The sequence below is a fragment of the Campylobacter sp. RM19072 genome (assembly GCF_024723485.1).
GTDB classification, from domain to species: Bacteria; Campylobacterota; Campylobacteria; order Campylobacterales; family Campylobacteraceae; genus Campylobacter; species Campylobacter porcelli.
The window spans coordinates 16,780-39,121 of sequence record NZ_JANQCU010000005.1 but is presented as its reverse complement, the minus strand read 5'-3'; the positions used below and the strand labels follow the sequence as shown (position 1 = coordinate 39,121).

General features: G+C 32.4%; 24 protein-coding genes and 1 pseudogene. 13 read left to right on the top strand and 12 right to left on the bottom strand.

All coding sequences use genetic code 11. The annotated features are described in order from the left end of the window. The first annotated feature begins 98 nt into the window (after positions 1–98). The 11 genes and pseudogenes from CSUIS19072_RS03975 (at position 99) to cas4 (ending at position 10,978) form a co-directional block, all read left to right on the top strand. The gene (locus tag CSUIS19072_RS03975; RefSeq protein ID WP_086242202.1) at positions 99–518 is read left to right on the top strand and encodes a chemotaxis protein CheX; all 420 of its coding nucleotides are present in this window, start codon (positions 99–101) and stop codon (positions 516–518) included. Further along, complete coding sequence (fliN, locus tag CSUIS19072_RS03970) at positions 515–820, top strand: flagellar motor switch protein FliN (protein WP_086237746.1); 306 nt, start codon at positions 515–517, stop codon at positions 818–820. Before CSUIS19072_RS03975 ends, fliN begins: the two co-directional genes overlap by 4 nt. Further along, complete coding sequence (locus tag CSUIS19072_RS03965; protein WP_086293492.1) at positions 817–1,719, top strand: hypothetical protein; 903 nt, start codon at positions 817–819, stop codon at positions 1,717–1,719. Before fliN ends, CSUIS19072_RS03965 begins: the two co-directional genes overlap by 4 nt. Positions 1,720–1,739: 20 nt before the next feature. Beyond that, on the top strand, positions 1,740–2,927 hold the full coding sequence (locus tag CSUIS19072_RS03960) for a 2,3,4,5-tetrahydropyridine-2,6-carboxylate N-succinyltransferase (protein ID WP_086237748.1): 1,188 nt from the start codon (positions 1,740–1,742) through the stop codon (positions 2,925–2,927). A gap of 9 nt (positions 2,928–2,936) precedes the next feature. After that, positions 2,937–4,529, top strand: a complete 1,593-nt coding sequence (locus CSUIS19072_RS03955) for an ABC-F family ATP-binding cassette domain-containing protein (RefSeq protein ID WP_086293490.1) — start codon at positions 2,937–2,939, stop codon at positions 4,527–4,529. After that, positions 4,526–4,729 (top strand): sulfur carrier protein ThiS, encoded by a 204-nt coding sequence (gene thiS / locus CSUIS19072_RS03950; protein ID WP_086293488.1) that lies wholly within the window; start codon positions 4,526–4,528, stop codon positions 4,727–4,729. Before CSUIS19072_RS03955 ends, thiS begins: the two co-directional genes overlap by 4 nt. A gap of 649 nt (positions 4,730–5,378) precedes the next feature. After that, positions 5,379–7,160 (top strand): annotated as a pseudogene (locus CSUIS19072_RS03945) (hypothetical protein). Then, entirely contained in the window at positions 7,054–9,204 is a 2,151-nt protein-coding gene (locus tag CSUIS19072_RS03940) for an HNH endonuclease domain-containing protein (protein ID WP_086293483.1), read from the top strand. Before CSUIS19072_RS03945 ends, CSUIS19072_RS03940 begins: the two are co-directional and overlap by 107 nt. Further along, positions 9,185–10,141, top strand: coding sequence for a CRISPR-associated endonuclease Cas1 (gene cas1, locus CSUIS19072_RS03935; RefSeq protein ID WP_086237752.1), 957 nt, complete (start codon positions 9,185–9,187; stop codon positions 10,139–10,141). The genes CSUIS19072_RS03940 and cas1 overlap by 20 nt, the downstream gene beginning before the upstream one ends. Further along, positions 10,142–10,411, top strand: a complete 270-nt coding sequence (cas2, locus tag CSUIS19072_RS03930) for a CRISPR-associated endonuclease Cas2 (RefSeq protein ID WP_086237753.1) — start codon at positions 10,142–10,144, stop codon at positions 10,409–10,411. Next, complete coding sequence (cas4, locus tag CSUIS19072_RS03925; RefSeq protein ID WP_086237754.1) at positions 10,412–10,978, top strand: CRISPR-associated protein Cas4; 567 nt, start codon at positions 10,412–10,414, stop codon at positions 10,976–10,978. Positions 10,979–11,220: 242 nt separating this feature from the next. On the opposite strand, the gene CSUIS19072_RS03920 is transcribed toward cas4, so the two are convergent. The 7 genes from CSUIS19072_RS03920 to gap all read right to left on the bottom strand — a co-directional run bounded on the left by CSUIS19072_RS03920 (position 11,221) and on the right by gap (position 16,465). Continuing rightward, positions 11,221–11,991 carry a hypothetical protein gene (locus CSUIS19072_RS03920; protein ID WP_086237755.1) on the bottom strand — a complete coding sequence of 257 codons (771 nt, stop codon included), beginning with the start codon at positions 11,989–11,991 and terminating at the stop codon, positions 11,221–11,223. Beyond that, positions 11,988–12,176 (bottom strand): ComF family protein, encoded by a 189-nt coding sequence (locus CSUIS19072_RS03915; RefSeq protein ID WP_086237756.1) that lies wholly within the window; start codon positions 12,174–12,176, stop codon positions 11,988–11,990. The genes CSUIS19072_RS03920 and CSUIS19072_RS03915 overlap by 4 nt, the downstream gene beginning before the upstream one ends. Continuing rightward, a complete protein-coding gene (locus CSUIS19072_RS03910; RefSeq protein WP_086293482.1) occupies positions 12,166–12,576 on the bottom strand; it encodes a hypothetical protein in 411 nt (136 codons plus the stop codon). The genes CSUIS19072_RS03915 and CSUIS19072_RS03910 overlap by 11 nt, the downstream gene beginning before the upstream one ends. A 194-nt stretch (positions 12,577–12,770) precedes the next feature. Beyond that, entirely contained in the window at positions 12,771–13,589 is an 819-nt protein-coding gene (fabI, locus tag CSUIS19072_RS03905; protein ID WP_086293480.1) for an enoyl-ACP reductase FabI, read from the bottom strand. A gap of 2 nt (positions 13,590–13,591) precedes the next feature. After that, positions 13,592–14,263, bottom strand: coding sequence for a triose-phosphate isomerase (locus CSUIS19072_RS03900; RefSeq protein WP_086293478.1), 672 nt, complete (start codon positions 14,261–14,263; stop codon positions 13,592–13,594). Then, positions 14,260–15,468: a phosphoglycerate kinase gene (locus CSUIS19072_RS03895; RefSeq protein WP_086242209.1), complete on the bottom strand. Its 1,209-nt coding sequence runs from the start codon at positions 15,466–15,468 to the stop codon at positions 14,260–14,262. Before CSUIS19072_RS03895 ends, CSUIS19072_RS03900 begins: the two co-directional genes overlap by 4 nt. Before the next feature lies 1 nt (position 15,469). Then, complete coding sequence (gene gap / locus CSUIS19072_RS03890; protein ID WP_086237761.1) at positions 15,470–16,465, bottom strand: type I glyceraldehyde-3-phosphate dehydrogenase; 996 nt, start codon at positions 16,463–16,465, stop codon at positions 15,470–15,472. Positions 16,466–16,524: 59 nt separating this feature from the next. On the opposite strand from gap, the gene nadD reads away from it, so the two are divergent. Together nadD and rsfS are read left to right on the top strand one after the other, a co-directional pair. Next, on the top strand, positions 16,525–17,073 hold the full coding sequence (gene nadD, locus CSUIS19072_RS03885) for a nicotinate (nicotinamide) nucleotide adenylyltransferase (protein ID WP_086237762.1): 549 nt from the start codon (positions 16,525–16,527) through the stop codon (positions 17,071–17,073). Beyond that, positions 17,063–17,389 carry a ribosome silencing factor gene (gene rsfS, locus CSUIS19072_RS03880; protein ID WP_086237763.1) on the top strand — a complete coding sequence of 109 codons (327 nt, stop codon included), beginning with the start codon at positions 17,063–17,065 and terminating at the stop codon, positions 17,387–17,389. The genes nadD and rsfS overlap by 11 nt, the downstream gene beginning before the upstream one ends. A 48-nt stretch (positions 17,390–17,437) precedes the next feature. On the opposite strand, the gene argS is transcribed toward rsfS, so the two are convergent. The 5 genes from argS to fliR are packed head-to-tail and all read right to left on the bottom strand — an operon-like array spanning position 17,438 to position 22,275. Continuing rightward, on the bottom strand, positions 17,438–19,033 hold the full coding sequence (gene argS / locus CSUIS19072_RS03875; RefSeq protein WP_086293476.1) for an arginine--tRNA ligase: 1,596 nt from the start codon (positions 19,031–19,033) through the stop codon (positions 17,438–17,440). Further along, complete coding sequence (tatA, locus tag CSUIS19072_RS03870; protein ID WP_086237765.1) at positions 19,033–19,245, bottom strand: twin-arginine translocase TatA/TatE family subunit; 213 nt, start codon at positions 19,243–19,245, stop codon at positions 19,033–19,035. The genes argS and tatA overlap by 1 nt, the downstream gene beginning before the upstream one ends. 49 nt (positions 19,246–19,294) lie before the next feature. Further along, positions 19,295–19,906, bottom strand: coding sequence for a guanylate kinase (gmk, locus tag CSUIS19072_RS03865; protein ID WP_086237766.1), 612 nt, complete (start codon positions 19,904–19,906; stop codon positions 19,295–19,297). Then, positions 19,903–21,444: a hypothetical protein gene (locus tag CSUIS19072_RS03860; protein ID WP_086293474.1), complete on the bottom strand. Its 1,542-nt coding sequence runs from the start codon at positions 21,442–21,444 to the stop codon at positions 19,903–19,905. The genes gmk and CSUIS19072_RS03860 overlap by 4 nt, the downstream gene beginning before the upstream one ends. A 60-nt stretch (positions 21,445–21,504) precedes the next feature. Beyond that, positions 21,505–22,275, bottom strand: coding sequence for a flagellar biosynthetic protein FliR (gene fliR, locus CSUIS19072_RS03855; RefSeq protein ID WP_086242214.1), 771 nt, complete (start codon positions 22,273–22,275; stop codon positions 21,505–21,507). Positions 22,276–22,342 lie beyond the last annotated feature (67 nt).

The following is a 22,342-nucleotide window of genomic DNA, read 5'->3' as shown; positions in this document are numbered from 1 at the left end:
CTAAATTTAATAATCACAAATTTAGCCAAAAAATTTATAAATAATCTCTTTTAAAGTTAAATTTTGTATAATACTACCCAAAACTTAAGGAGATTATAATGCTAAATGCTATTAATTACGCTACTAAACACTTTTGCACTGATGTCTTTGGATATAAACTAGAAGAGGGAAAAAGCCTAGGTAAAGACCTATATGGTGCTAGTATTCCTATATACAAAGATGGCGAAGAGATCCAATTTTATCTATATTTTAAAAAAGAGACTTTAGAGCTTTTTGTAGATAAGCTATTTAATAAAGAAGAGGGTAAAAAAACAGATTTAGGTGATTTAAGCAGAGAAGTTGCTAATCAAATCGTAGGATATGCAAAAAATCTACTAAATGATAACAATAATGGAACTTATAAGCTTGGAACGCCTGAATTTCTAGGTAAAGTTGAGAGATTTCCAGTTAGACTTGAAAAATCTCAAATATTTAAAATGAAAAATAAAACATTTAAAATAGGCTACAAAAAAGCATGAATGATGAAGGTCTAAGCCCAAATGGGCTATTTCACGGCTATGATGAACTACTTGATATAGGCGTGGAGTTTATAAGCGATCTTGGCATGACGACAATTAGCGTAAGGGAGCTTTTAAAGCTAGAAGTTGGCTCCGTTATAGACCTAGAAAAACCAGCCGGAGAGAGCGTGGAGCTATTTATAAACAATAGAATATTTGGTAAAGGCGAGGTGATGGTATATGAGAAAAATCTCGCCATTCGTATAAATGAGATCTTAGACTCAAAATCTGTAATCCAATATTTCAAAAGAGAGCAATTATGAAAATTTGGCTTTTAATAGCATTAGCGTTACCGCTTTGGGCTGTAAATTTGCTTACTCATAATATTTATCAAAGAGATGAGAGAATTGATATTATGCTAAGCTTTGACGCGCCATATAATGGCACGATAAAGCAGCAAAACAACCCCCAAACCATCAATATAATATTAAGCGATGTAAATACAAAAGATAAAATAAATAAAGAGATAAAATCCAATATCTTACAAAATATCAATATCTCTTCAATTAATAACGCTACAACTCTAGAGCTAAAATCTCAAAAACCAATATCTATAATAGCCTCTAAAACAAGTGATAAATTTGGACTTCGTATCCGCATAACACCTAAGGCAAATCAGCCACAAAACTCAGTTAAAAACACGCCAAAAGAGCAGCCATCGCTATCTAATATACCGACCAAAAAGGATAATCAAGATAGCTTATATACAAACTATATTATAGTGATTTTAGTGCTTTTTGCGATGTTTGTATTTGCTATGTATATAAAAACCAAATACGCTAAGAAAAATTTAAAATCCACTAAATCAAACAAAGTAGATCAAACAGCAAAGATTGAGCCATTTGAGTTATCTACTCCCAAAAATTCATTAAATCAAAGCGGTAATTTAAGCTGGAATTTAGATAATGAGAGCGTAGATATTATATATGAAAAGCCACTAGATACACAAAATAAGGTAGTTTTACTAAACTATGAAAATCAAAAATATCTAGTATTAGTCGGAAGCTCAAATGTGCTTTTGGATAAATTTGGTGAAGAGAAAATAAAGACAAAAGATGATTTTGAGCTATTTTTCGAAGAGAATAAACAAAAGCTTAGTGGCTACTTGCAAGAGCGTAAAAACGCTATAAGTAGATACAAAGATATGATGGATAAAGAGTAAATTTAAAATAAAGGAAAAAAATGAGTATCAAAAATTTAGATGAATTAAAAAAATTTACAGGTGAGATTCGCTCCAAAGCTGGGTATAAAGACCCAATGGCATTTGCAATTGGTAGAAGCATTAAAGGTAAATCTGGCAAGACAATTAGCGTAAATTACGCAGTTGTAAATATGAATGAAAACTACGCAAGTGCGGCTATATTGAGCTGGGCAATTGAGAAAAATGGGATAAAAATCGATAATAGCACAAGCGAATTTGTAGCGCCAATTAGCTCAGCTATTATAGCAGATGCTCTGGGTATTTTTGATTTTTTAATTAATGAGTGTGAAGGCGATAAGCATAAAAATATCCAAAATCTACTAGTTATAGATGAGATTTTAAATGATGGCGAAATGGACAATGATGCTGAGTTTGTAGTTACATTTTTATATAGCGATGAAGCGCCTAAGAGCGTTGAAGCTGTCTATTTAAAACTATATCTTCTATCATTAAATAAAGCTGAAATTAGAAGTTTAAATCTAAATGGAGCCTTTGGGTTATTACCAAATTTAGCTTGGGATAGCGATGGAAATCCGCATGAATTAGACCATTTAAGAGAGAATGAAATTTGGCTTAAAATGAAAGGCTGGTATCCAAATATCATTAGCGTAGATAAATTCCCACGCTATCTAAACCACATAATTCCAAGCGACAACACTAGAATACTAGATAGCTCAAAAGTTAGAATGGGAGCAGTTTTAGCTCCTGGTACTACCATAATGCCTGGTGCGTCTTATGTCAATTTCAACTCCGGAACCACTGGTGCGGTAATGGTAGAAGGCAGGATATCAAGCTCGGTTAAAGTAGGCGATGGAAGCGATATAGGCGGTGGAGCTAGTATTTTAGGCGTATTAAGTGGGACAAATGGCAATCCAATTAGCATAGGAAAAAGATGTCTATTAGGTGCTAACTCAGTAACAGGTGTGCCACTTGGTGATGATTGTATAGTAGATGCTGGAATAGCTATTTTAGAAGGCACAAAAGTCTATATAAATGATAAAGAAGCCCTTAAAAAGGTAAATCCTGAATTTGAGTTTGATAAAGATATTTATAAAGCACTTGAACTAGCTAATCTTAATGGAATTCACTACCGCCAAAATAGCCAAACAGGTCAAATCACGGCTAATATTAGCAAAAGAGCTATTAAATTAAATTCCGATCTACACTAAGGGGGCAAAATGGTTGAAATCAAGGGCTTAACTCATCGTTTTGGCTCACAACTGCTCTTTGAAGATGTGAATTTAAAGCTAAATTCGCACAACAGATATGGTCTAATCGGAGCTAATGGCGCTGGAAAATCTACATTTTTAAAGATTTTAAGCGGTCAAATCGAACACACTAGTGGCGAGATAATCATAGAATCTAATAAAAAAATTGGCGTCTTAGGTCAAGATCAATTTGCTTTTGAAGATTTCACCTTAAAAGACGCTGTTTTATGGGGAAATAAGAGATTATATGATGCGATAAAAGAGAAAGAGAAGCTCTATTTAAGCGAAGAATTCACAGATGAGATCAATGAACGCCTTAGCGAACTTGAGATTATCAGTGCTGAAGAAGACCCAACCTATGAGTATGAAACTAGAATAGAAAAAATTTTAAGCTCCCTTGGATTGCATGAGTATGATAAGCTAATGAGCCAAATCGAAAGTAGCGATAAAGTTAAGGTATTATTAGCTCAAGTGCTATTTCCTAGACCTGATATTTTATTTCTTGATGAGCCTACAAACAACCTTGATATAGATGCTATAGCTTGGCTAGAAAGAGAGTTAATCAACCACGAAGGCACACTAGTTGTCATCAGCCACGATAGACACTTTTTAAATAGGGTTTGTACACATATTTTAGATGTGGATTTTAGGCAAATTAGGGAATTTAGCGGTAACTATGATGACTGGTATATCGCAGCAAATTTAGTAGCTAAACAAGCCCAGATGGAGCGTGATAAAAAGCTAAAAGAGCGTGAAGAGCTAGAAAAATTCATAGCTAGATTTAGTGCAAATGCAAGCAAAGCAAAGCAAGCCACAAGTAGAGCCAAACAGCTTGAGAAGCTCCAAATTAATGAGATCAAAACATCTAGTCGCCGTGATCCTAGTATTTTATTTCGAACCAATCGTGATATAGGCAATGAGCTAATCGAGCTAATCTCAGTAAGCAAAAAATTTGATGAAAATGTGATTTTAGATAATTTTAATTTTAAAATGAATAAGGGGGATAAGGTCGCTATCATCGGCACAAATGGCGTAGGCAAATCCACCTTATGTAAAATCATAATGGGCCAACTAGAAGCAAGTAGCGGTAATGTCCATATCGGTGCTACCATAGAGCTGGGCTATTTTGCTCAAGATAGCTCAAGTAAAATCACAGGCAACCTAAAATTATACGAATGGCTCCAAGACTCTAAAAATAAAGATCTAGATGAGATACGCAAATGTCTAGGTAGAATGCTATTTAGTGGCACCGAGCAAGAAAAGGAAGTAGGCAGTCTAAGTGGCGGGGAAAAGCACCGCTTAATGCTATCAAAGCTGATGCTACAAAAAGCAAATTTATTAATATTAGATGAGCCAAATAACCATCTTGATCTTGAAGCCATCATCGCTTTGGGTGAGGCACTTTATAATTTTAGCGGTAGCTGTATCTGCGTAAGCCACGATAGAGAGCTTATAGATGCATTTGCTAATAGAATTTTACATCTAAAAGGCAACGCAGAGATAGTGGATTTCAAAGGGACTTATGAGGAGTATAGAGCGTATTGCGGATTGGATGAGAAATGATCCAAATTTGGCTTAATTCAAATTTAATTAGCATTGATGATGGCTCTAACCTTGCTAAGCTTATAAAATTACAAGGCTATGAAGAGAGCAGAGTCGCTGCTGAAGTAGATATGCAAATAATCCCAAGGAGTGCTTGGGGCGAATTTAGCATTAAAGATGGAATGAAAATCGAGATTGTAGAGTTTGTCGGCGGTGGCTAAAATAGCCTAAATTTATAGGTATTTATAGATATTTACGATGGCTCTTTAGGGTTGTGGGTTGGTTTATGGTATAATTTGCAACATGCATAGAGTAATTGTAAAACCATATAGCAAAGATGTTTCAAACCGAGTTGGTTTATGGTATAATTTGCAACGAAATAACATAATAGATGTGAAAGCTGAACAAGTAGTTTCAAACCGAGTTGGTTTATGGTATAATTTGCAACTTTCATCTCCTACCCATTGATGGTTCATTTTAATGTTTCAAACCGAGTTGGTTTATGGTATAATTTGCAACCTCAAAATGGCTTAGTGTCTAGTAGCTCAATTGAGTTTCAAACCGAGTTGGTTTATGGTATAATTTGCAACAGTTCCAAATTTAACCCATTTTATGGGTATTTGGTAGCGGTAAAGGGGTTTAAATTTTTCCACTTTTAAAAAAATTGCTAAAATAGGCAAATTTGTGGAAAAATTTAGATATAATTCTATTTGCAAATTATACTACAAATCAACTCTTTAGCGTTTGAAATCACCTAAAGGTATTAATAGACCTGGGCAACTGCCTTTGGCACCCCAGGTAGTTTATCAAATTTATGAGCTTTTAGACTAAATTTATTTAAAGTATCATAAGTATTTTTAAAGGTTTTAAATGCGTGAATTATCTATAAATGTGGATATGGGAGCAGCAAATAACGGCGTATTTATAGTAAATACCGATGAAGATTCTATACTTTATAAAAAAGCATTTAATCTATATTTTGATAAACAATTACAATTTTCTAAAAGCGATAGAACAGCGCGCCGCCATACTAGGCGCAGTTATGATAGGGATAGATTTATTCTTAGGCTTATTGGCGAGATTTTACCTATTGAAATGCTAAATAAAGAGCAAATAGAGATGATTTATGGGCTTTTTAAAAATCGTGGCTTTAATTATCATAATATTGAATTTGATGAGAATTTAGATGATGAAGTGGCGGAATTTTTAAGCAAATTAGATGGATATATATTTGGGGCTAGTAAGAGCAAGGATGAATTTGAAAAAATATTAAACGAGGTGGTTGCAGATCACTCAAATAGCGAAATTTTAGAGATATTAGATACTCAAAGCTGTATTCTAAATAGCATAGATAAGAGCAATAAAAATGCATTCAAGGCTAGTAAGAGTATATTTAGCTTAATTCAAAGTATCCGCAATGAAATTTCTAAAAATAATAAACACCGCACTAGCTATCTAAAAGATATTAAAGATATAATCAATAATAAATGCGAATTTATAATACAAAAAAGCGATAAATTTGATAATTTAAATGAATTTTATAATTTTGTAGGAAATATCTCAAATTTGCAAACTAGAGTTTTGCGAAGATATTTTAATTCTAAATTTAATGCTGAATTTGATGATGAAAAACTTAAGATAAATTTAATAAGAAATATAAACTATATGGAGTATATAGATAAAAAGAGCGATAAAGAAAAAATGCTAAATACTCTAAATCAAAAATCTGCATTAGAGTATCTAAAGGGCATTGACCCTATAATAACTATTCCACCATATGAAAACCGTAAAAACAAAAATCCACAAAAGTGTAATACGCTACAAATAAATAGCGATAAAATCACTGCTAATTTGCTTAGTGCTACTTATAAAATTTTAAATAGCGATGATTTTGTGCATATCTTGCGAGATGAAAATGGTTAGATAGCTAGTGCTATAAAAGATTGCGATATGTGCAAATATCTCCAAAGAATATTAGATGTATCAAAAGATAGTCTAATGGATACAAGTCTATATCCAAGAACTCTTGATAATAATCCAAAAATCTTTGCTGATACATTTAGGCTAAATAGCGATGAATTAAGGGAATTTAAAGATTTTGCTAAGCGGTATTATGATGAAGTAGATAATGCTAAAAAGGGGATAATATCTGCTAATTTACTAATCCCATGTGGTAAAAATACACCTCATAAAAATGGAAATAAGAGTGAGTTAGTTTCGGCACTTTTTGGTAGGCATATTACTAATGATGATTTGGCGAATTTAGAAAAATTTATGCTAAAAAATAAGATTAAGGGAAATAAGAGTTATAAAGGATTTTTTGAAGATTTAAGTCAATTAAAAAAGAGCTATCAAAATGGCTTTTATCATAAGCTAAATAGCGATGAAATCGGCGATAAAGATATAAAATCCATTTTAGAATTATACCCAAAAGTTATCCAAAATATAAGCAATCATAATCAAATTTTTGAGTTTAAAACTCCGCTCGATCAAAATAATCTAAACACAAATATAAATTATTTAAGTCAATTAGGCGAGATAATATATGATGAAAAAAAATCGTGGTTTTTTAAAAACTTGCAAATGTCATACACTAGAAAATTTAATTCGCTCTGGCTTAAAAACGGCTATTTGTACCCGTTTGCCATCTAATTCAGCTAGGCTTATAAATGGCAAAATTGAGATGTATCTAAATCGCTTAGCTTACGAGATTAGCACTGCGATAGAGACTGAAAGCTTAAAAGATATTAAGCGTATAAATATTAATGTAGAGATGAATAAATTTAGCTTTGAAAATAACGCTTATGATTTAAAATTAATAAGCAAACGCCAAAAACCAAAGGATCTAATATGTCCATATTCAGGTCAAAAGATAGATCTTACTAATTGTGAATATGACCATATTTTACCACGATCAAAGGCACTATACAACTCTAAAGCAAATCTTATTTGTAGTAGCTCTACAGCCAACTTACAAAAAGGCAATCAAAGTTACACCTTAGAAAATTTACATCAAGATTACCTAGAGTCAATCTATAAAATTGTAAAAATTAAAAATCTTGATGAGTTTAAGCATTTTATAGATGATAAGATAAAAAATATAGATATAAATAAATTTACAAATTACGATAATCTTAATAGCTTTGAGCAAATTGCCCTTAGACATGCTCTATTTTACAAGGGTTCAAATAGCTTTAATAAAGCACTTGAAATTTTAAAATTAGATAGGATAAAAACGCATTCTAATGGAACTCAAAAGAGATTTGTAAATATATTAATACAAAAGATAAAAGATAGGTTAGCTAAACTAAATTTAAGTAGCGATATCGAATTTAGTGTTAATTTCATCAATGCAGAACTAGTAAGTGCAATCAGAAATGAATTAAGCAAAGAAGATAAAGAGCTACAAAAAGCCAAAATTCAAGATAGTCATAGCCACTGCATTGATGCTAGTATAGTATTTTATTACGCTAATAGCAAACTTATAAATAACTCAAAAGGTCAGCGTGAATTTAAGTATGATTATAATCATATTAGGCCAGAGTATAGCAATAAAATAACTATGCAAAGTAAAAAATATCTAGAATTAAACTCTAATAAAATAGCTCGTAAACAGCTATTTGATGATGGTGTGTATTCGCTAGTTTATGAAAATACTAATATATTAAAAGATAAAGAATTTAATATCTTGCTTGATCTTGGGCTTTTGCATACTAAAGAAAATGGCAAAAAGGTTGCTATAACTAATGATTTTAAATCAGGTAAATTTTATATAAGCACACATAAAGTTTTTGATTTATTATTTAAAGCCTTTAATGATGGCGATATTAAATTATTAAATAAACTCAAATTTCTAGATAATCATCTATCTTTTTATATACGAAAAGATATATTTGCTATAAAAAACGAAGATAAAAGTAGTATGTTTTTTAATAATAAAAATGAATTAAAAGCACCAGATGAAAAAATAAAAACAAAAAATATTGATAAATTCTACCATATCTTACAAGCTAATGAAAGCAAGATTATAGAGATAAAAGATGGTAAAAACATATTAAAACATCAAGAGATAAAAGAGCTGTTTAAAGAGTGTTTTTATACCAAACAAGCCAAAAGAAGTAGAAACAGATCTCGTATAATCTACTCTTTGCCTATAAAAGCAATTAAAAGTCCTAACTATATCATAAGGCAAAATGGAGGATATGCTGGACTTAGCAATTCAGATATAGCTACTAAAACATATATAGATTTAGATAATAAAAATATAATCAAAATTCCATTTTTTAGCAAAAATATACTGCCTTGTAAAATAGCAGATATTATAAATATAATTAAATTAAAATCTAAAAATATAAAGCAAATTTATAAACTTCCAATAACTAAAAATCTCCCATCAGCCATCACAAAACTTGAGTTTATAATCTCTCAAGCTAATAGACACGATATAGAGGTTGAATTTGATAAAAGCCAAATTGGAGATTATAATTTACTTGACCAAACTAGTCGTGATGAGTTTATAGATAAATATTTAAATGGTGAATTTAAAGAGCTACTAGGAGAGCCAAGAGATAAGAAAATAACTATAATTAAAGATACAAAAGATAGTCTAATAATCGCATACTGTGTAAAACAAACATCGGCTATGAATAAAAAAATAATGATAGATAATTTAATCGATGAAACATCTAGTTCTTAATAGTTTTGGGCTATTTTTAGGATTAAAATCTCAAAGAATTATAATATATCAAAACAAAGAGATTATAAAAGAGATAGCCCTTAAAACATTAAAAACTATATCTATAAATTCAAATGGCATAACTATTTCTAGCGATTTGATTTTTGCTTGTAGTATGCGTGGAATAAAGATATTTTTTCAAAATTTCAACACATTTAGCGCTACACATGCTCTATATGAGCACAAAGGGGTAAATATCTTAAAGCAACAATTTGCCTCTAAAGAAAATGCCAAGGGGTTAAGTTTAGCCAAAGAATTAATAATTGGTAAGATTAAAAATCAACGCTCGACTATTTTATATTTTTCTAGAAATCAAGAATTTAGGTCAAAAGATATAACTATTCAAAGCTTGGATAAGGCGATCAATATGCTAAGAAACTTACAAATAAAAGATATAAATGAAATTTTCACCATAGAAGCAAATGCCGCTAGTAGATATTTTGATTTTCTTAAGCTTAACTCATTTTTGCCTGATAGCTTTGAGCATCGCACTAAAAAAGAAAGCACAGAAATCACAAATCAAGCGCTAAATTACGGCTATGCCATACTGCTAAATATAGTTTATAAGAGTATAATAAATGCTGGATTAAATCCATATTTTGGGGTTTTACACACTATGCGAAGCTCTAAACCATCTTTAGCGCTGGATATTATGGAGGAGTATAGAAGTTTTGTAGTCGATAGAAATATCATCAAAATTCGCTCACTATTAAAAGGCGAATTTAATATGCAAATAAAAAAGTTAGTAGCATCAAATATATTAAATTCACTAAACAAAAAATTGATATACAACCATAAAAAGCTCACCTTAGAGAGCATTATCCAGCGTCAAATTTATAAAATTTCAGCATATTTTTGCGGCGATACTAGGTATAAATCTTATATATTTAGGTGGTAAATGCGATATTTAATCTGCTATGATATAGAAGATAATAAAAACCGAACCAAGCTTTTTGAGAGATTAAAGGATTTTAATCTTTTGCCTGTGCAAAAATCAGTCTTTTATGGCGAGTTAAGCAAAGCTGATAAAATCGCTATTAAAGCACTTTTACATAGACATTGCTCAAAGAGCGATAAGGCTATTATAACTTCTGTAAATTTAGATATAGATGATACCTTAGGTTATAGTAAAGAGTATTTTGAGAGTAAATCATATGAGATTATTTAGATGATTTTAATAAGTCATATCCGGCAATTTATATTTTGTCCTAGAATTTTATACTTTTATACATTTTGTGATATTAAGCCACTATATCCAGAGTATGTCAGCCTAGGCACACAATACCATAATAGACAAAATGAGCTATTTAAAAGTAGAAAATTTCTTAAATTTAAACTACCGATTATAAGAGTATATAATAATTTATATCTACAAGATTTATCTATGAGTGGTATAGCAGATTTAGTAATAGAGTGCGAAGATGAAATTATAGTAGCAGAATATAAAAATCAAAATAAACCCATATTAAGCACTGGAGCCAAAATGCAGCTCATAGCATACTCAATATTAGCTAGCAAGTATCTTAATAAGCCGTTTTCTAAAATAATGTTGATTTGTAGCAATAATCTTAAATTTAAAATATTTGATATTACAAATGATGATTTAATCAAATTTGATAAGGTTATAAACAGTATTAAAAAGATGATAGATCAAGAGATTTTTCCACATAGTAATGCTAGTATAGCAGCGTGTATACAGTGTGAATTTAAGAACTATTGCGATGATAGAGAGTAGATACCTGGGGTGCAGTTGCCCAGGTCTATTAATACCTTTATGTGAACGCTAAAGAGTTGGTTTGTAGTATAATTTGCAAAGTAGGATTTATCTAAATTTTTCCACAAATTTGCCTATTTTAGCAATTTTTTAAAAGTGGAGAAATTAAACCCCTTTACCGCTACCAAATACCCATAAAATAGGTTAAATTTGATTCTTGCGAATTATACCATAAACCAACTCGGTTTGAAACTTTGAAATCCTTAAAAATTATCAAACAAGTTTTGGGTTAAATCCTTTTTGATAAGTTCTTCTATAGTTGCGTATAACTTATTTGTAAAATTATAGCTAACAAATTTTCCTTTGGATCGTTTTTCAATAAAATATTTTTTGTATTCATCTGCTGGGATATATTTGTCATTTTCATCTTTTTTAACTATTTTATTTTTTACTAAAAACTCATTAAATTTTTTAGTATTTTTCAAATTTGGGTTATCAGGATTTGATTGCCTAAGCAATTCAATAAATTTTTCTTTTTTAATTCCTGTATTCTCGGTGTATATATTTTCAATATTATTTTTAAAATTATCTTCTTTTGAATTACAATACTTTTGAGATTTTGTCAAACATACTTTGACAATTTTTTTTGCGTTTAATGCACGCATTATATTTTCATAACTGCCGCTACTCTTTTCATCCCATATTACAAAAGAATAAGTGCAGTATTCTGTCATTTTTATATCTTTTCGTGTTAATTTTTCTATTTCTGTTTTATCTTGTTCTTGAATATTTACTTTTTTTGTTTTAAAATCTGGATCTACCAAATTTCTTGGTTCATCACCTATGTAGCATACTGTGATATTATCATAATTTTTTCTATTACAATATTCTTGAATTAATGTATCTATACCAGCAGCATCTCCAACCAAAATTTCAAAATTATTATAAATTATTTTATCTAAGGTTTCTTTAGCTATATCGGGTAATTTTTTTATAGATATTGACCCAGAAATAAAAACTTTTTCATTATTCATCTTTTGCTCCTAGTTTTTGTAAAGCATAAAACATACACATTATCAACTTCGCCTTGTGTATAAAGTGTTTTTGTAATTTCGTTTAAAGTAGCACCACTTCTAAACAAATCATCAATTAACAAAATTTTTTTATTTTTATATCTCTTATCGCATCTAAAAGCATCTTTTAAAATTCTAGCTCTCATCTAGATCATCTATGGATTTTAATTCATCAGTATTTTTTATTTTTTTAATATAGTCAAAATCAATCGCTTTATTAAGCAAATAAGCCACTCTATCAGCCAACAAATACAACGGCTGTATTTCTCTATCTTTTGAAGCTGGAGCTGGTACTATAACCCATATATATGGAGTAACCATAATCTTACTATTTAAAAAATCAACAGCGATGGTTGCTAATTTTTCAGCTAATTTTATCTTGTCATCAAGAGAGATTGAATCATTGTATTTTAAATCGTAAATCATACGACCTATTTCTGTATGTGTAGTATTATAACGCCCCCCCCCTAAAGGCTCACTACTTATAGTGTGCAAATCTAACGCCCATCCGCCTTTCCAATTTCCATTTAATGTATAATACTCCATAAAATCCACCCCTATTTTTATGCATTGCTAATCAGGCTTTATTGCTTAAAATCTTAATAATTTCTAAATAAATTTAACTATTTTACAATTCTTTAAAGTAGCAAATTCAGACTATTACTTTAAAGAATATATCCAACTTAGTTTTAAATTTATATACAAATCTAATTTAAAAATTTAACTCAATATTTTCAAATTCACTTCTTATCCCACGCAAGAATGGTAACACCGTTTTCATTCACTGCCACATCGCCCATTCCCATTATATTATACCCAGCATCTACATAGTGAATTTCGCCAGTTACGCCACTAGCAAGGTCGCTTAAAAGATACATTCCACTTTTACCCACATCATCTATGCTGACATTTCTTTTTAATGGGGCGTTGCATTCATTCCAGTGTAAAATCATCTTAAAGTCGCCTATCCCACTAGCTGCTAGGGTTTTAATCGGACCAGCTGAGATGGCATTTACTCTAATATTTTTAGCTCCAAGGTCATGAGCTAGGTAGCGAACTGAACTCTCAAGAGCGGCTTTAGCTACGCCCATTACATTGTAATGTGGGACAAATTTAGCCCCACCAAGATAGCTAAGAGTCAAGATAGAACCACCCTCTTTTAGCACCGGTAAAACAGCCCTAGTAAGACTAATAAGCGAATACACGCTAGTACTCATAGCCACATCAAAGGCCTCTTTGGAAGTATCGATAAACTCACCTTCTAAAGCCTCCTTAGGAGCGTAAGCCACAGCATGAACGATAAAGTCAATTTCGCCAAAATCAGATTTTATCTTATCAGCCAAAGTATCAAGGTGGGATTGATTATTTACATCAAGCTCATATAGATAAGGGCTTTCAAGCTCAGCTGCGATAGGCTCAACACGCTTTTTAATAGCATCATTTAAAAATGTAAATGCCAAATTCGCCCCCTGATCCTTACACGCTTTTGCGATACCATAGGCTATACTCATCTTATTTGCTACGCCAACTATCAATCCCTTTTTGCCTTCTAATATCATTATTAATCCTTTTTGATAATCTCTAAAAATTTATTCGCATCCCAGCTAGCAGTCCCGATTAAAACACCATTGCAGTTTTTTATAGATTTGATATCATCTATATTTGTGATATTTACACTACCGCCATATAGTAGTGGCGCTGTCGTTTTAGTAGAGATAAAATCCAAAATTTCAGCTATAAACTCAGCCTTAGCACTCTTGCCAGTCCCAATAGCCCAAATAGGCTCATAAGCTACTACTAAATTTTCATATTCTAAATCGATATTTTCAAGCTGATCGCATAAAAATTCTTTTGTGCTACCATTCATATGAGTTATATCATCTTCACCAATGCAGTAGATAATATCCCAGCCATTTTGCTTAGCAAAATCAAATTTTGCTTTTAAAAATGGCTCATCTTCCCCCAAAGCCCTTCTCTCGCTATGCCCTATTAAAACGGTAGTGATACCAAACTCATCTAGCATATCGCTACCGATTTCACCGGTAAATGAGCCACTTTTAGCTGGGTAGAAATTTTGCGCTCCTTGAGTGAATTTAAACTTAGTTTCTAAAAACGCACTTGAAGGCGGAAATACCATCACGCTTTGATCGCTTATATTTCTATCTAATACCCTTGCATACTCCAAAAAACCACTTCTTGTGTAGTTGCATTTTAAATTTGCAGCATAAATCATAGATCATCTTCTCTTAAAAGCACTCTAACTCCAGGCAGCTCCTTGCCCTCTATAAGCTCAAGACTAGCTCCGCCACCAGTGGAGATAAAGGTCATCTCATCAGTATCTCCAGCTCTCTCGACTACATCAGCCGTATCGCCACCACCTACTACTGTGGTTGCAAAGCTCTCGCCAATAGCGTGGCTCATTTTTATACTACCTTTGCTAAATTTATCCATCTCAAAGACCCCCATAGGCCCATTCCACCATATGGTTTGAGCATCGGCAATAGCTTCTTTAAATAGCTTCACACTAGCTGGCCCAATATCAAGCCCCATCCAGCCATTTGGAATTTCTTGGACTGGGACATACTTGATCGCACTATCATTGCTAAAGCTTTGAGCTGCCACCACATCAACTGGCAAATAAATTTTAACTCCTAGCTCACGACCCTTTTTAAGGATATTTGCCGCTTCTTCTACAAGCTCCTCTTCTAAAAGTGAATTTCCGATATTCTCGCCCAAAGCCTTTAAAAATGTAAATGCCATACCGCCACCGATGATGAGCTTATCAATGCGTGGAAGTAGATTAGTTAGGGCTTGTAGCTTACCGCTTACCTTTGATCCGCCTGTAACTGCGACAAATGGCCGACTTGGATGGCGGATTAGATTTTGGCCAAATTCAATCTCTTTAATCAGCAAAAATCCAGCCGCCTTATGCTCGTTATCAAAATAATTAGTAATCGAATGCACGCTAGAGTGCGCTCTGTGGCACACGCCAAACGCATCATTAATAAAATAATCAGCTAACTCGCTAAGAGATTTAGCTAAATTTGCGTCATCTTTTGTCTCGCCCTTTTCAAAGCGTAAATTTTCTAATAATAATATCTCTCCAGCTTGTAATTTTTCTACCTTTTCTTTAGCATCATGACCGATTACATCATGAGCAAATTTAATCTCTCTATCCATCAATCTACCAAGTCTTTTAGCCACTGGCAAAAGTGAATATTTCTCTTCGTAGCCATTTTTTGGGCGTCCTAAATGACTTGCTAAAATCACAGAGCAACCCTGGTCTAAAATATATCTTATAGTTGGGATAACTGAGCGAATTCTTCTATCATCTGTGATGTTATTAAATTCATCCATAGGAGTGTTAAAATCACACCTTACAAGAACTTTGCTACCACTTTTAAAATCAATATCTTTTATAGAAATAATCTCACTCATCTCACTTCTCGCTTATAAATTTAGCCATCTCTACTAAGCGGTTGCTATAGCCCCACTCATTATCATACCACGCCATTACCTTTATCATATCTCCACAAATTACTTGAGTAAGGTCAGCTGCGACTATACTTGAGTAGCTAGAAGTGATAAAATCTCCACTAACCCTCTCATCAAAATCTACTGCCATAATGCCTTTTAAACTACCCTTACTAGCCTCTACAAATGCGTTATTTAGCTCATCTTTTGTTACATTTTTCTCAAGCACAGCGGTCAAATCCACAATCGATACATTTGGCACAGGAACTCTAACGCTTTGTCCGTGAAGTTTGCCATCTAGGCTAGGCATTACTAGCTTCATAGCCTTTGCCGCTCCTGTGCTTGTAGGGATCATATTTACAGCTGCTGCTCTAGAGCGTCTAAAATCTCTACATTTTACATCTACTAGACTTTGGCCATTTGTGTAGGCGTGGATTGTAGTCATTAAGCCCTTTTTTATACCATAAAGATCTTCTAATACTCTAGTTACTGGACCAAGGCAGTTGGTGGTGCAACTAGCATTTGATATGATGGTTTGACCTTCGTATTTATCTGAATTTACACCTAAAACAAATGTTGGAGTATCATCTTTAGCAGGAGCACTCATAACTACTTTTTTAGCGCCTCTTGCGATGTAGGCTTGACACTTCTCTTTTGTTAGAAATTTACCTGTGCACTCTAATACTACATCTATTCCACTTAAATCCATATCATTTATATCTCGTGTGCTATAAACTCTAATTTTTTTACCATTAATAGCGATATAGTCATCATTTAAGACCTCTACATCTTGATTAAATTCGCCATGAACGGTATCATATTTTAGCAAATACCTAGTCATTTTACGCTCAGCAGTGTCGTTAATAATGGATAATTCATACTCTGCTGGGTTATTAAGTATAATCCTAGCAGCACATCTGCCAATTCTTCCAAAGCCATTGATTGCTATTTTAAGTGCCATTTTTATCCTTTTTTGGGTATAATTAGGGCTTATTTTACTAAAAAAAAGGTTAAAAAAAATTGAATATAGCCATTTTTGGCGGAAGTTTCGACCCACCGCATTTTGGTCATGATATGATTGTAAAATCAGCGTTAAATAGTCTAAATATTGATAAGCTTATTATTATTCCAACATTTCTAAGCCCATTTAAGAGTAAATTTAGTGCACCACCGCTTCTAAGGTTTGAGTGGTGTAAGGATTTGTGGCTAAATTTAGATAGCAAAATCGTAGTAAGCGACTATGAAATTAGTCAAAACAAAGCAGTTTATACTATAGATAGCGTTAAATACTTTAAAGATAAATTAAACGCTAATAAAATTTATCTAATAATCGGTGCTGACCAGCTAGAAAATCTGCATAAATGGCATAAATTTGATGAGCTTGATAAAATTGTAAGCTTTGTAGTAGCTAGCAGAGATGGGATTGAAATTAAGCCAAATTTGCAAAAACTAGATATAAATGTTAAAATCTCATCTTCAAAGATTAAGTCCAAGCTGGATTTTGACCAAATTCCAAATACTATTTTAGATAGTGTGAAAAAATTTTACAAGGATACAAATGCAAAATAGAGTAAATAGAATTGTTAAAATATTAGATGATAAAAAGGCTGAAAATATCGAAATTATAGATATGCAAGGTAGAGATTATCTTAGTAAATTTGTAGTTGTAGCAACCACTTTAGCCCCAAGGCACGGATTTGCCTTGCTTGATGATTTAAAAAGTGAGCTAAAGCCAGTTGGGGAGGAGTTCTTAGGTGTAGAAAGTAGCGATGACTGGATAGTAATAGACCTAGGAGATATAATGATCCACCTTATGAGTGAGACTTATAGAGCAAAATACAATATCGAAGAGTTCTTAAAAGAGCTAAATATAAAATCTAAGTAAATCTAGCTTAAGCCAAATAGAAATTAATCTAATTTGGCTTAAATTCGCTTAATTTTCCATTATATCCTTAGCTTTTATCCCCATTAAATTTAACGCCACTTTGATGCTTAGCGCTACAACGCTAAATAGCTTTAAAAGCTCATTCTCATTTTGACTACCTACAACCCTATTTTCATTATAGAATTTATGAAAACTCGCACTAAGGGATTTTAGATAATCTGGGATTTTATGCAAACTTCTTTGGTTTAGTGCATCTTCTAAAATTTCAGGCATAATCAGTGCTTCAAATAGCAGATTTTTACCCTCATCGCTTAAATTTGCTAAAGATACATTAGCTACATCTGCAGGGGTTTTACCCGCTTTTGTAAAAATCTGATTTATTCTAGCGTGGGCGTAGTTGATATAAAATACTGGATTTGAGCTATCTTGCTTTTTTAACTCATCAATATCAAACTCAAGGCTTGAGCTGTTAGCCTTAGAGATAAATATAAATCTCAAAGCATCACTACCAATCTCAGCTAAAATATCACTCATCAGCACAGAAGTCCCGGCTCTCTTACTCATTTTAAAAGGCTTACCATCTTTTAAAAGGCTTACCATCTGCATTAAAATCACTTCAAGCTTACTCTCATCATAACCAAGAAAATGTATAGCAGCCTTTAATCTAGCGATATAGCCGTGATGGTCAGCACCCCAAATATTTATATAAGTATCATATTCATTAGAAAATTTAATATTATGATAGATTATATCACCAGCTAGATATGTAGGGCGACCATCACTTCGCACGACAACCCTATCACTATCATCGCCAAGCTTAGTAGAAGCGATATAGGTTGTTTCATCTTTTTTATATATTTCACCGCTTTTTTCTAGACGCTTAAGAGTTGGCTCTAACTCACTATAATAAGATTTCTCACTCGCCCAATTATCGATAATAATGCCAGCGTCTGCTAGATCTTTTTTTATAATCTCAAGTACCCTATCCTTAGCAAATTCAGCTAATTCAAGGTTGCGACTGGAGTCAAAAATATCCTTACCAAATCTCTCATAAGCCTCCTTAGCTAACTCATCAATATAATCTCCCCTATAATACTTAGGCGGATACTCTACACTTTCATTAAACAAAATTTCACGCGCCCTAAGAGAGATAGAGATACCAAGTAGGTCTATTTGATTACCAGCATCATTTATATAATACTCAGTATGCACGCCCATACCAATATGTCTAGCCACTCTAGCTAATGTATCACCATAAACAGCACCACGCACATGGCCTATATGCAATGGACCAGTAGGATTAGCACTGATATACTCTAAAAATATGCTTTTAGGATTTTTAATCTCTTTAGAGCCAAATTTTTCTCCACTTTGTAGTGCCTTATCAGCTAGGGAATTTAAAAATTCGCCACTTAATTTGAAATTTATATATCCATTTACAGCACTCACCTCATAATTTGGCGAATTAAATTTTTTCGCCATCTCATCAGCTATAGCAACTGGGGACTTTCTTAACTCTTTTGCTAGAATAAAAGCAAGTGGCGTAGCATAGTGAGCTAACATCTTATCTTTTGGTTTTTCTACTATAACTTCACGCCCTAAAATGGTGCTTATCTCGCTTTTTAGCGTATCTTTAGCACTCATTAGGCACTCTTTTGAGACTCATCTTTTTTGGCTTGAGTTGTCTCTTCGCTCTTTTGAATTTGCTCTAATGGCGTATCATCTTCCATCTCTTTTTTGAAGCTTTTTATCCCTTTACCCATGCCTTTTGCTAGTTCTGGAATTTTCTTTGCACCAAATAATAAAACAATAATTGCCAACACAATCAGCCAATGACTTATACTCATACTACCCATAATTCTCTCCTTAAATTAAATTGTAAATTCTACCTTAAAAATCTTAAATTTAACACTCATTCCAACTCTCTATAACTTCATTAATATCAAAACTTTGGCTCTTTGAGCCCATAGAGACAAATATAGATTTTAGACAATCATATGATTTATCTATATTTTCGTTGATTATTAAATAGTCATACTCGCCGATATGAGCTATCTCTGTAGCTGCGTTAAATAGCCTATTTTCTATAGTTTGAGCGTCATCACTACCTCGATTTATAAGGCGTCTTTTAAGCTCATATCTATCTTTTGTAGTTATAAATACAGATGTGATAATGCTACTATACTTCTTCATAACTAGATAAAAGCCTTGCACATCAATATCAAATATCACTATTTTACCATCTTTTAGTGCTTTTTCTACCGGCTCAAGACTGGTGCCATAGTAGTTTTTATGCACATTTGCCCACTCTAAAAATTTACCCTCATCAATTCCTTTTTTAAACTCATCAACACTAATAAAATTATAATCAACCCCATCTTGTTCGCCATCTCGTGGCATCCTTGTGGTGCTAGATATAGAAAAATATATATTGTCAAATTCACTCATTAAACGAGACAATAGCGTGCTTTTACCGCTTCCGCTAGGACCGCTAATTATTAGAATTTGACCTTTCATTTATCGCCTTTAAAACTAATATTTACATTAATATTAATATCTTTTAATATATCTTTTAACGCACTACTACTTAAAGCTTTACTAATTTCATCGCTAATTTGTGTAGCTAAAACCTTAGCTAATTCATCTTTGTTCTCATTTTCACTAGTGGCTTCATCTGATTTTACCAACTTAGTCTCTTCTAGCGTTTGATTAATATCCTCATTTAAAGCTGCTTTAATCGCCACTTCATCTATCTCATCAATTGTATTAGCCTTATAAGAGCTACTTAAATCAGCGATTTTAGCTTCATTTTCTATAGTTTGACTCACACCCTCATCCTTACAATCCATATTATCTATCTCATCAAGCATATCGCTTAGCTTATCTAAATTCTCTGTATAGTCTAGATCATCAATCTCTTTTGGCTCTTTGACCTCTTCAACCTCTATTGTGGGCTCAGATTTTACTTCATCATCTGGCAAATCATCTAATGCAGATATATCAAGTTCTATATTTTTATACTCATTTGTTATATCTTGGATGCTTGGCTTATCATCATTATCTTTAATTTCGCTAGTGTTAATTGCTTCATCATCGCTAATTTCTTTAATTTTATCATCTTTAATCTCATCAATAATCTCGCTAATTCCATCATCAACTTCGCTAAATTCGTCTATGCTCCCACCAGTATGGTCGCTAATCTCATCTATAGCTTGTATATCATCATTGCTATTAATATCATCAATCTGAGCAAATTCATCTTTAACTTCATCTATCACTTGAATATCGCCGCTATTATCACTAACTTCATCTATATCGCTAAATTCATCTTTGGTCTCATCTATAGCTTGTATATCATCATTGCTATTAATATCATCAATCTGAGCAAATTTATCTTTGACTTCATTGATCTCATCATCGCTAATTTCGCTAAATTCATCTATGCTCCCACCAGTATGGTCGCTAATCTCATCTATATGGCTGATATCATCACTAATTTCATCTGTGGCTTGCCCTAAATCCTCATCTTTTAGCTCTTTTACTTCATTTTCTACAAATTTCTCTTCTATTTCACCATCATGATCTAGTAGCTCATCATCGCTAAAATCAGCAAAATCGCTAAGATCATCGCCAGAGTCAAATTTCATATCATCTATATCTTGAATTTCTCCAAATTCATTGCCTATTTTTATACCATCATTAGGCTTATTTAACTCTTGCTTTGTAGGCTTAATCTCCATAGGGGTAGCTTTTAAAATTCCATTTATCATATCTATAAAATCAGTTGGCAAAAATGGTTTTTGTAGTATCTGCTCTTTTGGTAGATTATACTCATCAGATCTATTTCTAGGGAGTAAAAATAGCTGATTTTTAGCATATTGTAAGTAATCTACCTGATTATCATAAAGCCCACTATCACATATAATCAAATCAGCATTATCACTAGCTAGAGTTTCTAAATTATCAATCTCTACAAATTCATATCCTAGTTTATTTAAACTCACACTTATAAGCTTTGAAACTGCTGGGTTGTTATTTAGCAAAATTACTTTCATAGATGACACCTTAAAAAATTTGCGTTATTTTACGAAATTTTTCATTATGTATTGCTTTATTTAGTAAAATAAACTTGGTAAATCATTTAAAACCTTCATCATTAGCGTTGTAAAAACCTTCACAATCACAGCAAGTATAGCCATCAATACCACAAATGCGATGGTAATTTTAATAGGATAGCCAACTACAAGTAGATTAAATTGTGGCATGGTTTTCATAAGCATTCCAAATATTAAATCTGACATTAAAGTAAGAGCTAAAATAGGAAATGAGATGATAAAGCCGTATAAAAAGAGATTTACCATACCTTGAGCTGCGTATTTAATGATATTTTGCTCAGGATAAAATCCACCAAGAGGGATAAACTCAAGCCCATAAGCTAAAAAATATAGTATCAAATGATGCCCATCAAATAGCAAAAAAGCTAGCAACACAATCAAATTTAAGATATTTGAGATTAGTGGAGCATTAATTCCACTTTGTGGATCAATAACCGTAGCCATCGAAAAGCCCATAATCATCGAAATTTGCTCTCCAGCTAACTGCACCGCACCAAAAACCAAGGTCAAAAATAGCCCCGCACACAGCCCAAGCATAATCTCTGCTAAGGCCTCTAAGATCAAATACTGAATGTTTAATCCATCAAGATTTACCTGTGGGGCAAGTGGAAATAAGTAAAGAGTAAGCATAAATGAGAGCGTAGCTTTGATGACAACTGGAATTTGTAGGTGGTTAAAAAATGGGAAAAACACCATCAAAGCACCAGTTCTAACAAGAAGTAAAAAAAATGTAACTACATTTTCTTGCCCAAGATAATTTACAAATTCCACAATTCACCTAGTTAATTTGCCTATTATGATACTTATATTTTATAAAATTTTGGCTTAATAAGATGAA